General features: G+C 52.5%; 16 protein-coding genes. All 16 read left to right on the top strand.

Going from position 1 to position 13,943, the window contains the following annotated elements:
- Positions 1-12 precede the first annotated feature (12 nt).
- The 16 genes from LBQ00_06775 (at position 13) to LBQ00_06850 (ending at position 13,819) form a co-directional block, all read left to right on the top strand.
- Positions 13-258, top strand: a complete 246-nt coding sequence (locus LBQ00_06775) for a hypothetical protein (GenBank protein ID MDR2018556.1) — start codon at positions 13-15, stop codon at positions 256-258.
- Between the two features lie 17 nt (positions 259-275).
- Positions 276-788, top strand: a complete 513-nt coding sequence (locus tag LBQ00_06780) for a hypothetical protein (GenBank protein ID MDR2018557.1) — start codon at positions 276-278, stop codon at positions 786-788.
- Complete coding sequence (locus LBQ00_06785) at positions 778-2,280, top strand: hypothetical protein (GenBank protein ID MDR2018558.1); 1,503 nt, start codon at positions 778-780, stop codon at positions 2,278-2,280. Before LBQ00_06780 ends, LBQ00_06785 begins: the two co-directional genes overlap by 11 nt.
- 96 nt (positions 2,281-2,376) lie before the next feature.
- Positions 2,377-3,849: a DUF935 domain-containing protein gene (locus tag LBQ00_06790; GenBank protein ID MDR2018559.1), complete on the top strand. Its 1,473-nt coding sequence runs from the start codon at positions 2,377-2,379 to the stop codon at positions 3,847-3,849.
- Positions 3,846-4,976: a minor capsid protein gene (locus LBQ00_06795; protein MDR2018560.1), complete on the top strand. Its 1,131-nt coding sequence runs from the start codon at positions 3,846-3,848 to the stop codon at positions 4,974-4,976. The genes LBQ00_06790 and LBQ00_06795 overlap by 4 nt, the downstream gene beginning before the upstream one ends.
- 110 nt (positions 4,977-5,086) lie before the next feature.
- Complete coding sequence (locus LBQ00_06800) at positions 5,087-6,646, top strand: phage virion morphogenesis protein (protein ID MDR2018561.1); 1,560 nt, start codon at positions 5,087-5,089, stop codon at positions 6,644-6,646.
- Positions 6,647-6,661: 15 nt separating this feature from the next.
- Positions 6,662-7,042: a DUF2190 family protein gene (locus LBQ00_06805; GenBank protein ID MDR2018562.1), complete on the top strand. Its 381-nt coding sequence runs from the start codon at positions 6,662-6,664 to the stop codon at positions 7,040-7,042.
- Positions 7,043-7,063: 21 nt separating this feature from the next.
- Complete coding sequence (locus tag LBQ00_06810) at positions 7,064-7,987, top strand: hypothetical protein (GenBank protein MDR2018563.1); 924 nt, start codon at positions 7,064-7,066, stop codon at positions 7,985-7,987.
- 62 nt (positions 7,988-8,049) lie between these two features.
- Entirely contained in the window at positions 8,050-8,319 is a 270-nt protein-coding gene (locus LBQ00_06815; GenBank protein MDR2018564.1) for a hypothetical protein, read from the top strand.
- A complete protein-coding gene (locus tag LBQ00_06820) occupies positions 8,320-8,748 on the top strand; it encodes a DUF1320 domain-containing protein (protein ID MDR2018565.1) in 429 nt (142 codons plus the stop codon).
- The gene (locus LBQ00_06825; GenBank protein ID MDR2018566.1) at positions 8,749-9,186 is read left to right on the top strand and encodes a DUF1834 family protein; all 438 of its coding nucleotides are present in this window, start codon (positions 8,749-8,751) and stop codon (positions 9,184-9,186) included.
- Positions 9,186-9,365, top strand: coding sequence for a hypothetical protein (locus tag LBQ00_06830; GenBank protein ID MDR2018567.1), 180 nt, complete (start codon positions 9,186-9,188; stop codon positions 9,363-9,365). The genes LBQ00_06825 and LBQ00_06830 overlap by 1 nt, the downstream gene beginning before the upstream one ends.
- The gene (locus LBQ00_06835; protein ID MDR2018568.1) at positions 9,366-10,421 is read left to right on the top strand and encodes a hypothetical protein; all 1,056 of its coding nucleotides are present in this window, start codon (positions 9,366-9,368) and stop codon (positions 10,419-10,421) included.
- Positions 10,422-10,435: 14 nt separating this feature from the next.
- Positions 10,436-10,807, top strand: coding sequence for a hypothetical protein (locus LBQ00_06840; GenBank protein ID MDR2018569.1), 372 nt, complete (start codon positions 10,436-10,438; stop codon positions 10,805-10,807).
- A 146-nt stretch (positions 10,808-10,953) separates the two neighbouring features.
- Positions 10,954-11,106 (top strand): hypothetical protein, encoded by a 153-nt coding sequence (locus LBQ00_06845; GenBank protein ID MDR2018570.1) that lies wholly within the window; start codon positions 10,954-10,956, stop codon positions 11,104-11,106.
- A complete protein-coding gene (locus LBQ00_06850; protein ID MDR2018571.1) occupies positions 11,093-13,819 on the top strand; it encodes a hypothetical protein in 2,727 nt (908 codons plus the stop codon). The genes LBQ00_06845 and LBQ00_06850 overlap by 14 nt, the downstream gene beginning before the upstream one ends.
- Positions 13,820-13,943 lie beyond the last annotated feature (124 nt).

The raw sequence follows: 13,943 nt of genomic DNA on the forward strand, positions 1-13,943 counted from the left end.
GTTATATTACAAGTGAACTGGTTAAGCCCTGGGCCCATCGACTTCCTCGTACTCCACCGGCTTTTGGACGATCTCCGCTACACTATGCCTGCGGAGGAATTGGAGAGCCACATCGTCTATCTGGAAAAAAAGGGCTGCGTAAAGAAGGAGACGAGGGGTGCTAAGGGCTTTGAGATCACCATGATCACCATTACCGCCCAAGGCCTAGACGTAATTGATGGATTTGCGGACACCCGCGGCGTTGACGTGGGGTTTTAATGGCGAGGAAGAGCTACATGGCCGAGACCATCGAGGCGGCCTACCAGACATGGAGACGTAGCGGCCAGAACGTGGAAATGACGCTCCGTGAACTCGCCAAGCAGGGCTACACCATCAGCAAGCCCACGATCTATGAGTGGACGGAGAAGTACGGCTGGAAGGATCGGGCTACACGGGCGGAGATCAAAGAAAAAGAAATAGCGGATGTAGCCGCTATCGACGCGACCGATCAGCTAATCGCGGATCTCGAGAAACAGAAAGCGAAATATGACCGCTTCTTTGACACCCTCGGAGATTGCGGGGTCGATAACCAAGCTACCTACGCTTATACGGCTTTAGTCAAAACCATCTCGGAGGTCAGAAAGAAGGCTTCGGAGAAACCGGACCTATACGCCATGACACCGATGGTCATGGACGAGTTTGTAAAATTTATCAAAGCCAAGGCCACGGAGAAGGAGAAGGCCGTTCAGGAAACTGTATTTGACCTTATTGATCGGTTCTTTGAAGAGGTAAAGCCGGATGGCGTCTAAAACTGAGATCAAGAGGAAGATTGCGGCGGTAAGGGCGCAAATGCGCACCGAGGCGACGCCCTTCGAGGATATATCTCCCGCAGCGCGGGAAGAGCGGATCAGAAAATCCCGGACGGACGACGGCTATTTCGCGCGGACATATCTCCCCCATTATTTCAACAAACCGTCTCCAGAATTCCACAAGGAAATCTACGAATTAGCAAAAGTGGAGGATGAGCCGGTCTTTATCGCCGCCCCAAGGGAGCATGCGAAGTCGACCATCGTCTCCTTCGAGACGCCCATTGAGGACATCTGTCTTGAGCGGAAGCGCTTCATTATCCTTATCTCCGATACAGAGGACCTTGCCGCTGACTTTAACGTATTCATCAAACTTGAGCTTGAAGAGAACGAGCGGATCAGGGCGGACTTCGGGAGCCTGAAAGGCCCATCGTGGAGCGACAACGATTTCACAACAAGAAACGGCATAAGGGTTAAAGCCCGAGGCCGTGGCCAGCGCGTGAGGGGACTTAGGAACAGGCAGTTCCGCCCGGACCGGGTGATTATCGATGACCTTGAGAATGACAAGAACGTCAGAAACCCTAAGATTGTAAAAGAGGCGGTCAACTGGATTTTGACTGCTGTTATGGGATCTCTCGCGGAAAACTTTTCTATGATGATGATCGGCACGATCCTCGCTAAAAACTCCGTACTCTCCTGGTTTATTAACGCCAAGGACGAAGGAGAGAGGCCCCTCTATCTCTCGAAGGTCTATAGGGCAATCCAGGACGGAACGCCTCTATGGCCTGAGAAGTGGCCCCTTGAGCGATTAGAGAAGAAGCGTCGGCAGATCGGCACGATCAATTTTAACCAGGAGTTTATGAACGACCCCAAGGACGAGGACGGCATGTTCCGAGAGGAGTGGATCCGCTATTACCACCCCGAGGAGCTAATCGGCAAAAGACTTAGGTCCTATATCTATATCGATCCCTCCATGGAGAATGGTGCGTCTAATGACTATAAGGCAATCATCGTTCTCGGCGTAGATGACGATGGAATCATGTATATCCTCGAATCTTTCATCCGCCGTTGCTCCATCGACATGATGGCGAGAGTCGGCTACTCCCGCTATGAAGAGTTTAGGCCCATAGGCTTCGGCATGGAAGAAAACGCTTTAGGCGAATTCGCCCAGAGTCCTTTCAGGCTTGTGGCTAAAGAAAAGAAATATATCCTTCCCATCCGTGGCGTGAAGCATTCCGTGTCGAAAGAATCGAGAGTCTCACGGCTCTCTGCATTCGTTGAGCGCGGCATTATTCGTTTCCAGAAGGGTCACAGCGACCAGGACCTTCTTGTGGAACAGTTGATCTATTTCCCTTCTACCACGATAAACGACGATGGCCCGGACGCCCTGGAGGGCGCAGTCGCCATGGCCGAGGAATATGCGGGATGGAAGATGGAGTTTGCCTCTTCGGGAATAAAACGGCAGAGTGAAAAAATAGGGGGGTTTTTCGCATGACAGAGGGCCACATGCCTAAATACACGCCCAAAGTGTTTGACACGTGTTATAACGCGTCAACGGGGCCTTTCCTTGGCTGTTTACGGGAGGACCGCCATGCCTGAAACCCCTAAACTCACCACCGACGAGATTGCAACAACCGAAAAAGACATTTTTCAGGATTATATGGGCAAGGGCCAGATTAATCCGGATAAGGTCCTAAGGCGAGAATCGGGCGGCAGTGGTATAGAGCTATATGAGGATCTGCTCCGTGACGATCAGGTAGGGTCTAATCTGCAGACTCGCGCCCTTGCCGTGGTTGGCAAAGAATGGGACGTAACGCCAGCCAGCGATAAAAGGATAGACCAAAGAATAGCCGATTATGTAAAAGAGGTTTTACTCGCATGCAATTACGACGACGCGAGGAAGACCCTTCTCTCCGGTATCGTCCTTGGTTATAAAGTCTCGGAGGTGATGTGGGAGTACTCAGAAGGTCAGGTCTGGATTAAAGAGATTATAGGCAAGGCGTCGAGGCGCTTTACGTTTGATCTTGAGCGCAACTTGAGGCTCCTCACAGTCCGGGACATGTTCGAGGGCGAGGCGGTACCGCCCTGTAAATTTATTGTCTATGCCAACGCGTCTGATAACGGCTCGCCCTTCGGTGATGGTCTGGGCAGATCCCTCTATTGGCCCGTGTGGTTTAAAAAAAATGGCGTCAAATTTTGGATGACCTTTGCCGATAAATTTGCCAGCCCCACCACCATCGTAAAATACCCGCCCGGCACACCAAAGGAGCAGCAGCATGATCTTCTATGGGCCGCAGACGCCATCCAGCAAGAATCGTCCATCGCGATACCAAATAACGTAGTAATTGAACTCCTTGAGGCAACACGTTCAGGCACGGTCAACGCCTACGAGAGTCTATGTAATTTTATGAACGCTTCCATCTCCAAGGTCATACTCGGTCAGACATTAACGACCGAGATCGGCAGCAAAGGCAGCTACGCAGCCTCTCAAACCCATAATACCGTCCGCGAGGATTACATCAAGGCGGACGCGGACAGCCTGTCAGCGGCCCTTAACAGTCAGTTGGTGCGCTGGATCGTGGATTATAACTTTTCGGGCGTAACCAAGTACCCCAAAGTATGGATCAGGACCAGCCCGGATAAGGATTTAAAGTTACTCGCGGAGCGAGACAAGATACTCGCGGACATGTGCGTCCCCATAGGGACTAAGTATTTCTACGACACATATAACATTCCCAAGCCCGATGACGGCGAGGAGCTGATAAACCCACCCGCTTCGGACAACCCTTCAAAAAACCAGGACGGCTCCTCTTTCTCCGAAGGGTCGGCGTTTGCCGGACTCATCGCCGCGCAAAAGGATATAGACGCCCTTGCAGACGACGCCCTTAAAAAAGGCGCCATAGGCTTCGGTTCGCTTCAGGGGATAGTCGATTCCGCAGAGTCCTATGACGATCTGCAGACTAAGCTCGGAGAGGCATACGCCGGTATCGATATGGAGCGGTTTCGTGAGGTATTGGCGCAGGCTATTTTTATGGCCGATCTAAAAGGGAGATCTCTCGAATGATTGATTTTACGCTCCTTCCCTTCGACGAGGCAATCAGGTTCTTCCGGGACAAAGTACCCCTCACACCGGATAAGTACAGACAGCTCACCGACGAGGCAAAAGCTAAAGCGTTTACGGCGGCTGGCGTTGCCCGTATGGACGTGCTCACCGACCTTTATACCGGTATTGATAAGGCCATAGCGGACGGTACGACATTCGCGGATTTTAAGAAATCAGTTAAAGAAACCATTGAGAAACGCGGGTGGGGCGGCATGAACCCGCACCGCTTAGACACGATCTATCGGACTAACATTCAAGGGGCGTATCAGGCGGGTCATTACGCACAGCAGACCGAACTGACCGGCAATCGTCCTTATTGGCAGTACGTGGCCGTAATGGACGGCAGCGTCAGGCCGCTGCACGCCATAATGCACCGCAGAGTTATGCGCCATGACGATCCCTGGTGGCGTGAGAACTATCCGCCCAACGGCTTTAGGTGCAGGTGCACGGTGAGGAGCTTATCCCAGAGGGAGCTTGACCGGGAGAAGCTTAATGTTGATAAGAATCCGATCCCTGCCGCGGATCCAGGCTTTAGAACCAACCCAGGAGAAGCTATGGGCAAGGCGCTTACCGACGAGCAATTTTTGAGGCTCCAAAGCGATCCAAAACGCTGGACCCCGCTCATCAAAAAAACATTTGAGACCTACGGGCGACCAAAAGCGCGAGATATTACGGACTATATGGCTACATCCATCCCGCTATGGCCCAGAGGTAAAAAAGCGGCCGAGATGTATAAATCCGGGATGGCCGGGCAAGCCCTTACGGACCATGTCGGCGATCCGCTTATACTCAACGATGTGTTGATTGATCACCTTAATCTCGATGGAAGGGAACGGTTTTTGCCCTTCATAGCCGACGTAGTACAAAACCCCTATGAGATATGGCTGCAAGCCGAAAAAGAAAAGGATACGGGCAGGATAATGCTCAGAAAGCGATATATATCCGTTATTCGTGCAGGCAAGGACAGACCTGTTCTTCTCGTCGCGGAGAGCTCCCGGGGTCAATGGACAGGCTATACGATGCTGTACACGGATGACGTCGGATATTTGGATCGAATCAGAATGGGGATTTTGCTCTATGGCAGGTAATATGGGGTCAAGCGTCCCCCGCGCGGAACGTGGCCGGTCTTTGCCGTATCGGGTGCGCGGCCCACGGCGCCGACAAGGATTAAGTATACCACAGAATAAGGACGTGTCAAGTGGACGATTTTAAGATAACTGTTGATATCCAGGACAAGGAGCTTAAGGATCTCCTTACTGCTCTGACCAAAAGGGCAACGGATCTCAAGCCGGCCATGAAGGAAGTAGGCGATATAGTGCGATCCTCCATTATCCGGAACTTTGAGGCAGGCGGCAGGCCGGAGCGATGGCAGCCGAACGCGCTGTCCACGATCATGGCAGGAAGAGGACGATCCAGGACATACACGCTAAAAGGTATAGTCAGAAAGCCCCAGGAACGGAAGCTACAGAAAAGCAAAGTACTGATGCGTACAGCCCGCCTTAGAAACTCCATCAAACATAAGGCCTACAGCGACAGAGTGGAGATTGGCACTAACGTGATATACGGACGCATCCATCAGCTCGGCGGCAAAGCAGGCAGTGGTCTTAAGGTGACGATCCCCGCAAGGCCGTACCTCATGGTACAGGACGAGGACTGGCCGGAGATCAGGACCGCCATAGAAAACTATCTCATCGACCAGGAGGACATAATGCAGATCCCAGTATTCCGGACGGGCACACATACCGATTCTAATGGTAATAAGCGGACATGGACCGAGGCCGATCTCGACCGTATGGTCGCATCCTACGATCCCAAGCGGCACGAAGCGCCTGTTGTCATCGGCCATCCGACCGATAACGCGCCAGCGTGGGGATGGGTAGAGGCTCTAAATCGGACGGGAGATACCCTCTATGCTAAGCCTAAAGATCTGGTCCCGGAGTTTGTCGATATGGTCAAAAAAGGCATGTTCAAGAAGCGCTCTATCAGCCTCTATGGAGACGGAACCCTGCGGCATATAGGTTTTCTGGGGGCGTTGCCCCCGGCGGTAAAGGGCCTGCCAGACATACAGTTCGGAGAAGGTGAAGCAATAACGATTGAATTTGAAGAACACAAACAACACGAAGGAGGTAGAAAGATGGGAGTAATGAACGCAATTGATTGGATTAAGCAACAGGCGGGCAAAATGGGAGTGACCATTGCGGATCCCCCGGAGTCCCCACTTGGAGCGACATTCAGCGAGGCCGAGCTTCAAATCAAAATTGAGGCCGCAAGGAAGGAGGAGCGGGATAAGGCGGCGCAAGAGTTCTCCGAGGCCGGTAATGCCCGAGAGAAGGATATCAAGGCTCGGGAGGAGAAGATCAGACAGCGGGAGATAAAGGCCAAAAAAGATGACATAGCCGCTTTCTGCGAGGCCCTTCAAAAAGAAGGGACGCTAACCCCCGCCATGATGAAAGTAGGCATGGGCATGACCAATTTCTTAGAGTCGATTGCCGCGATTGAGACCACGATAGAGTTCGGAGAGGGTGACGAGAAGAAGAAACAGGCGCCAATAGAATTTATGCAGGCATTCCTCCGAGGTTTGCCCAAGGCCATAGAATTTAAGGAAGTGGCTACGGGTGACAAAGATGCGGGCGCAGGCGGAGACGCCGCGAAGCGGGAGAAACTCATCAGTGATTTTACGGAGAAAAATCCCAAGGCATCGTACAAGGACGCGGTGTTACACGTATCAAAAGAACACCCGGAACTTTTTCGGGACTAACTAAGGAGGCAGACGATGATAGGACAAACATCAGGCATTGAAAAATCGGTTAACGCAGGGGCGGCGATCACCGCCTATACCATCGGTAAATTTGGCGCAAACGACAATACCATGATCCCCGCTACTTCAAATGCGGACCTCATGTTCGGCGTCTTTCAGCACGACGCGGGGAATGGCTCGGAGGTGCGCGTAATGCTAACCGGCATATCTCGACTAAAGATCGGCGCTGGGGGTATTGTCAGGGGATCACCTGTCACGGCGGACGCGTCCGGACAGGGTGTTGCCATAACAGGCGCGGCTGGTACCAACGTACAAAGTATAGGTATCGCCATGGCGACCGGGAATGCGGGCGACATTGTCCCTGTCCTTATCGCACCGTCGAGACCGCAGCAGTAACAAAAATATAGGAGGTATACCATGCCAGAAGCAAGAACAGTACACGTTGATGCGACTTTAAGCACCCTGTCCGTAAAATACAGGAACGAGGCCATGATTTGGCCCATGGTGCTGCCCTTGGTTAAGGTGGGGCGGCGATCAGATAAATTTGTCAGATACGTCAAAGAAGACAGTTTTAAACTTGCCGATGACGCGATCGGTCCAAAATCATTACCAAACGAAGCGGACTGGGGAGTAGTCACTGACAACTACTCCGTCAGGGACCACGCCATGGGTGAGTGGTTGCCGCAGGAAGCCATCGACAACGCCGATATCCCGCTCCAGCCCGAGGTCGATACGAACGAGTTTTTGAACCTGCTCTTAGATATTGCTCAAGAAAGACGGGTCGCAAGCCTCGTATTCAATCCATTAAACTACCCCACGGGCAACAAAGTGACCCTGTCTGGCACATCTCAGTGGGGACAGGCAAGCGCAAGCCCGATAGCCAATATCCTTGCCGCCATAGAGGGCTGCTTTATCCGTGCCAACACTGTGATAATGGGCGCAGATACATGGATGGTATTCAGGCGGCTCCCGGAGATACTGACCGCAGTCAAGGGTCAGAATGGCGGAGGGCTCGCCACACCAGAGGAGTGCGCCGGACTCTTTGAGGTTCAAAACTGGATTGTGGGCCGAGGTCGCTATATCACCTCGGCGGAGGGCCAGACCCCAACATTCTCGCGCCTCTGGGGCAAGCATGCCGCGGCGCTCTACGTTGAACCCAATCCGGGTATCAAAACCATTACCTTCGGGGTCACCTTCTCGGAGATGTTCCGTCAGACTCAGAGGGACTTCGACCCTAAGCGTGGAATAAAAGGGGCGCACTACTTCAAGACGGCCTGGAACTCGGACGAGAAGATCATAGCGGCGGACCTTGGGTACATGCTTGAGAACGTCGTACCGTAAATAAGCTACTTCCATGGCCCTCTCTCTGCAACGGGGGAGGGTCAGGAAAAAAGGAGACTTACATGCCAATATACATAGTAAAAGATGGTCACATACTCCATGACGGGACGCTATACGCTCCAGGAGACACTATAAGCCTCAAAGAAGATCAGGCGGACGGCCTTTCGGTAGAGATGCTCCAAGACGGGCAGGAGGGGACAACTCTAACTAACAAGGAGATGATTGCGCTTCTTGCGCAACGGGGCGTTGAAATCCCACCCAAACCTACCAGGGCGCAGCTCCTTGAACTCCTTGCCGAGTCCGAAAAGACAGATAAAAAGGACGGTCAGTAAATGTACTCTACCATTGACGATATCAAAAAACTGCTCCCCGAGGGCGCGCTTATCCAGCTAACCGATGACGAAGATACCGGAGCGCCGGTAATTGCAAGGATAGACGAGGCAGTAGTGCAGGCCGACGCAGAGATCAACGCGTACTGCGCGGGCAGGTACATAGTCCCGTTTGCGACCACACCCGACGTGATCAAAAAATGCTCAGTCGATATCGCGATTTATAACCTATACAGCAGACATGTGGAGGAGATTCCGGAGACAAGGGCTGACCGGTATAAAAATGCGATACGTCTCCTTGAGGCCATAGCTAAGGGGACGATTTCTATCGGGGCGGCGGAGGAACTGTCTACAAATAACTCCGACAGCGCGGTAAACACAAAAACAAACGATGACCGTACCTTTACAAAAGAAAGTCTGGCGGGGTTCTAAATGGACTTTACGGATATTGAAGACAGGATAAAGACTGCGATCAGGACGGCTATACCCTACGCCAAACTTGTTGAGACCTACGCGGGTCAGCTTGAGGGCGATATGGAAAAGCTTCCCATGTCGTTCCCTGTAGTCTTCGTGGCTTACGGCGGCTCCGCTCTCGACCTGGTCGATGGTCAGAGCTATAACGACGCCCCCACATTCTCGATCGTCGTCGCGGCCAAGGACTTGCGAGGAGCGAAGGATCTGCGCGAAGGCGAACATGGCTGCTACCAGATGATAAAGGGTGTGCTCGGCGCAATAGCGGGACAGACTTTAGGACTCGACATATGGCCTCTTAAACCGGTCCGGGTCAATCTTATCTTTATATCCAGGATCATGGCAGCCTACGGCATAGATTTCGAAACGAGTTTTGATAGCATCTATCAGGAGGGATAATGGCAAAGATACGAGTAATCGCAAAAGTAGACGGAGTCCACGCAACGAGCGGTATCTACCTCGAAAAAGGAAAGCAATACGACGTCGAAGAGGACCTTATCGGCGATGAAGTGTTTGAAAGAGTGAAACCTGATCCGGCAACCAAGACTAAACCGGTTGCAAATAAAGAGGAGGCTTAAATGAGCGGAGTAGCAGGAGTCGAGATAAAGGCCGCGTATAAGAGGGCGGCAGTCTGGGGAACGGCAGTGGCCTGCGGAGCGGGTGACGGGCTTTTGATTATACCATCGACGATCAAGAAAGATGCAACTGTGGACGTGGACGATTCTCTGGGCACTTATTTCTCTAAGGACGGCATCTTAGGCGCCATAAAAGTCGAAGGAGATCTCAACGCATACATGCGCTATGACGGACTCGACGTGCTGCTGGCTCAAGTCATGGGCATCGCGGGGGCGCCGGTCAAACAGGGTACAACCGCGGCCTATGCTTATACGTATAAACCCACAACAGATACAGACGGCGAGTTTGGCACGCTGACCAAGAACATGAAGAACTACATCGAAGAACACACCAGCGCAAAGATAGCAGGGTTTACCATAAAGGGAGAATTCGGCAAAGCGCTTACAATCGGATTTAAGGTAATTTCGATTAACAAGACAGCAGACTCCACGATCAACACTATAACCACCTTCAATAATGTGACGTTTATGGAGGTGGCAAACCGGATAAAGTTCTCTGAAGGGGTGTTCCGGATGAACGCACAATCCGGCGCGGCTCTGAATGTGGGCGATAGAATTTACCCATCATCGTTTGAGCTCTCTTTTCAGAGAAAACTTACCGGAGTGTATGGCCAGTATAAGCACACGAGCGGGAGCAACATTCAGGATTTAATCGATGAGCCAACAAACGACGGGCTTCCAGAGATAACGCTTAAACTTGAGTTCCCACGGCACACAGGCAACACGTATCTTACGATCTTAGGCAGCGACAGCCGTCAGAAGATGGACATCACATTCACCGGAGCCAATATAGGAGGGACCTACAACCGTCAGTTTGCACTCCAGTTCCCTCATTTACAATTAGTCAACGATGACCCCGCCGACGCGGCCGGTATCATCAAGGAGCCGCTGGAGTTTAAGGTCTACGGCGCAGGCTCGGCTCCGGCCGGTATGACGGGTATAACGGATCCATTATGGATTTCTGGGATCAACCAGCGGGCGACAGATCCGCTCGCATAAATAAAGGAGGAGACATGGATATATCAGGATTACAAAGAGAGACCTTCGAGGTGTGGACGCCGTTTTTGGATGGGAAGGTAAAAATAAGGTACGTATCAAGGGCTGAACTGTTTACTATCAACAGTCAGGCTACACGTAATACATGGGATAAAGGCCATCAGCTGCAAAAGGAACACGATCCGATAAAAGCCGATATCTTTCTGGGCAGGGCCGCGGTCAAAGGCTGGGAAGGATTTACCATGAACGGCGAGGCCTATCCTTACACAGAACAGAACTGCGACTTTTTGATGGGTAAGTGGGTAGATTTTGCGCGATTCGTCAACGAGATCTGTATCGATCTTCAGGCCCTCATGGATGCGGAGGCGGCGGCAGAGGAAAAAAAGTAATTGACTACATCAGGGCACGGCTCGACTACCCTGGTGTGTCTTGCGAGATCTGCGAGGAGGCCCGCGAGATTGACGGTGATATACCGGATTGCGAAACTGCAAAGGGCTGCATTATCCCGCCTCTCACCGATCGGGGGAAAAGAATAATGGCAATGAGAGAAAAGCTCATAAGACTCAAGGACCTCGTCGATCCCGCCACGATCCTTGCGATGTACGGAGCTACATTGAACGATCTGGAACTGCTTTCGAAAGTTGAAGAGCTGATTGAATCAGTAAAGGGGACAGATGCCGGACGTTAAGATCGTAATAAACGCCGAGGACGATACCCAACGGGCGTGGAGGGCATTACAGCACGGGGCCAAATCAGCGTTCGACGGCATCGCAACGTCATTGATCGCGGTCACCGCCGCCGTTGCCGGTGCGACCGGCGCGATGAAAGTCATGATTGATCAGGCAGCCCTTGCCGCCCGTGTAGAGACCTTGGGCGTTGTATTGACAACGGTAGGCAGAAACGCCGGGTACTCCACAGAGCAGATGCAGGGCTACGCCGATAGTGTCCGGCGTATGGGCATTACCACACAGGAGTCCCTCTCTGCTGTGACCCGTATGACTCAAGCTAACATCGATCTCGGCAAATCCTCTCAACTCGCCCGTATCGCCCAGGATGCGGCAGTGATAGGCGATACAAATAGCAGCGAGGCACTCTCCCGTCTCGTCCAAGGTATTCAGTCAGCCCAGATAGAGGTACTCCGAGGCATCGGGATCAACGTTAACTTTTCTAAGAGTTATGAACAGCTTGCTCAAAAACTCGGCAAAATCGTCGACGCCCTCACCGAACAGGAGAAGGTTACTGCACGGACGAACGTTGTCCTTGAGGCCGGAAAAGGTATTGCCGGAACCTATGCCGCCTCCATGGACACTGTAGGTAAACAGGCCGCGTCACTTACGCGCTACTCGGAGGAGGCAAGGCTCAAACTCGGTGAACTGTTTAAACCCGCCTACGCCGCGGTTATCACCCTATCGACCAATGCGCTTAAAGGACTAAACGACAGTCTCGCCGAACTTAATAAATCAGGCGCTCTGGCCAAATGGGGAGAGGTGGGCGCAAGCGCCATCAGGCTTTTGGTTGATTCTGCATTACCGGCAGCTTTTTTAGGTCTGGGGGTGCTAAGCGGTCATCTGGGCGCCGCGGCCCTAAAGGTCGCTGCTCTCGCAAAAGAATTTACATCACTGGAGGCGGTAATCAGATCCGTAGCGATCGTCGCGTCCACCCCGTCATTGTTTGCCGTAGGCCCCATGCTTGCGGGTATGGCGATCGCAGGTGCGGCCTACGCAGGATATGAGCTGGGGTCAATGTATGACGCATCAAACGTTAGAGAAAGGAATAAAGAGAGAGAAAGTAAGGCATGGATTCAGGAGAACAAGGAGTTCCTTGCCGAAAGGTGGCGGGTTACACAGAGACAGCTTGACGAGTCCGGTATCAAGGGTATGCTCGGCCCCAAGGCCCTCGCCGACGCAATGCAGGCAGGCGACATAGTCAAATATCAGGTCAAAGTAGGCGAGACCGTCGATATAGAGACCGGTCAGATAGCCGATATTATAGAGACGCGCTTCAAGAACGTCCGGGACGAGCTTCAGAAAACTAAAGAGCAGATTGACGCCACCACCAAGGGATTTGCTCATATGAGTACAGTGCTTGATCAGATGGGTGGCATGTCGCTTAAACTCGCAGGCGATGACCTTAGGCGGCAGATCGCCGAGGAAGTACTTGACATGAGGGCGCTCTCCGCAGAATATCAGGCCCTCTCCGACACGGTTAAGACGGGACTCCAGATGGACCGTCAGGCAGATCAGATGGAGCGGGTGACAAAGCTCTTTGCCGAGTACGGCACGACCATCGACAGTGTCTATACCAATCAAATCGCTTTACAAAAGGAAGTGCTTGCCGAGGTTACGAACTACGAGACCAAACAGTCCAACATCGCCAAACAGGCAGCATCTGTAACAGAGACGGAGATCAGATACAATGAGGCGAAGTTAGCCAATTATCGGGCTACGTATGACGAGTTAGCCAGGATGCGCAAAACCTATTATGACGAGACGGTCAAATCTGCAGCCAATCTGGTTAAAATCGAACGGGATATAATGGCTGGCAAAAAAGAAGCATCCGACATGATCTATGAGATGTGGAATAAGCGTAACCCCGCGGCAAACGAGATGGAAGAATGGTCCAGAAAATGGTCTCGGCTGCAGACGGACGCCGCTTATGCCGCAACCCTCCCTATTGATCAGCAGGCAGAAGCCTATACCCGGCTCGCCAGGTCCTATGCGGATATGGGTAAGGTAATAACCCAGACTGAGATGGCGAGGCAACTCGTCACCTCCGGTTCCGGATTTAGGACGACCACGGAATTTCAGGACGTGGAAATTACACGATACTACGACACATGGCAGGCGGCTGAATTGGGGATGATGGAGATGCTCCGGGCGTCTCAAACCGTGCGGGAGCAGATGGCCGTCCAGGAGGCGCAAAACCACGCAAAAGGAACCGCACGGATCGCTGAGATAACGACCGCCATGGAGGCCCTGAATGTCGCCATCAAGGCCACGGAGGATACGCTCGTGAGTCTTGATAACCTCTTGGCCACTCAACGGATGCTCTCCATTGACGTGTCGGGCGCCCTATCAGGACTTAGCATGGTGCGCGACATGGCAATCGACGCCTTCAGGATTCTGGCCCAGGTGGGTTTTGCGCCGGTATCGCCCAATGGCGGCGCAGGCGTTCTCGGCTCGTATGCCACAGGTACGGATTACGTTCCTCGGACCGGCCCCTACCTTCTCCATCAGGGCGAGGCGGTGATCAAGGCGTCGCAGAATACCGGCGGACGGTCGATCAATATTACTTTTGGCGATATTGTGGTCTCAGGCGTTGACAAAGACGCGCGGCAGATCGCAAGAGAGATAGCTCCCGTCATAAGGGACGAAATTAAGAGGCTGGAGGCGCGCTCATAAAAACTTTCCCTTCAAACTTCACCGTCGAAAAGAATAAAAGAACCGGAGCGGCGCCGTTTTGGATTCTGGAATGTCCTTTTCCGACGGGGGCGATATATCTTTCGGACTATCAGGTCACATTTAC

Source organism: Syntrophobacterales bacterium (assembly GCA_031274925.1).
Classification (GTDB): domain Bacteria; phylum Desulfobacterota; class Syntrophorhabdia; order Syntrophorhabdales; family Syntrophorhabdaceae; genus PNOM01.

Coding starts and splice junctions, on each gene's coding strand:
- LBQ00_06825 (MDR2018566.1), top strand. CDS start 8,749: ATGGACTTTACGGATATTGAAGACAGGATAAAGACTGCGATCAGGACG.
- LBQ00_06850 (MDR2018571.1), top strand. CDS start 11,093: ATGCCGGACGTTAAGATCGTAATAAACGCCGAGGACGATACCCAACGG.
- LBQ00_06835 (MDR2018568.1), top strand. CDS start 9,366: ATGAGCGGAGTAGCAGGAGTCGAGATAAAGGCCGCGTATAAGAGGGCG.
- LBQ00_06810 (MDR2018563.1), top strand. CDS start 7,064: ATGCCAGAAGCAAGAACAGTACACGTTGATGCGACTTTAAGCACCCTG.
- LBQ00_06815 (MDR2018564.1), top strand. CDS start 8,050: ATGCCAATATACATAGTAAAAGATGGTCACATACTCCATGACGGGACG.
- LBQ00_06785 (MDR2018558.1), top strand. CDS start 778: ATGGCGTCTAAAACTGAGATCAAGAGGAAGATTGCGGCGGTAAGGGCG.
- LBQ00_06820 (MDR2018565.1), top strand. CDS start 8,320: ATGTACTCTACCATTGACGATATCAAAAAACTGCTCCCCGAGGGCGCG.
- LBQ00_06830 (MDR2018567.1), top strand. CDS start 9,186: ATGGCAAAGATACGAGTAATCGCAAAAGTAGACGGAGTCCACGCAACG.
- LBQ00_06805 (MDR2018562.1), top strand. CDS start 6,662: ATGATAGGACAAACATCAGGCATTGAAAAATCGGTTAACGCAGGGGCG.
- LBQ00_06790 (MDR2018559.1), top strand. CDS start 2,377: ATGCCTGAAACCCCTAAACTCACCACCGACGAGATTGCAACAACCGAA.
- LBQ00_06845 (MDR2018570.1), top strand. CDS start 10,954: ATGGCAATGAGAGAAAAGCTCATAAGACTCAAGGACCTCGTCGATCCC.
- LBQ00_06795 (MDR2018560.1), top strand. CDS start 3,846: ATGATTGATTTTACGCTCCTTCCCTTCGACGAGGCAATCAGGTTCTTC.
- LBQ00_06780 (MDR2018557.1), top strand. CDS start 276: ATGGCCGAGACCATCGAGGCGGCCTACCAGACATGGAGACGTAGCGGC.
- LBQ00_06840 (MDR2018569.1), top strand. CDS start 10,436: ATGGATATATCAGGATTACAAAGAGAGACCTTCGAGGTGTGGACGCCG.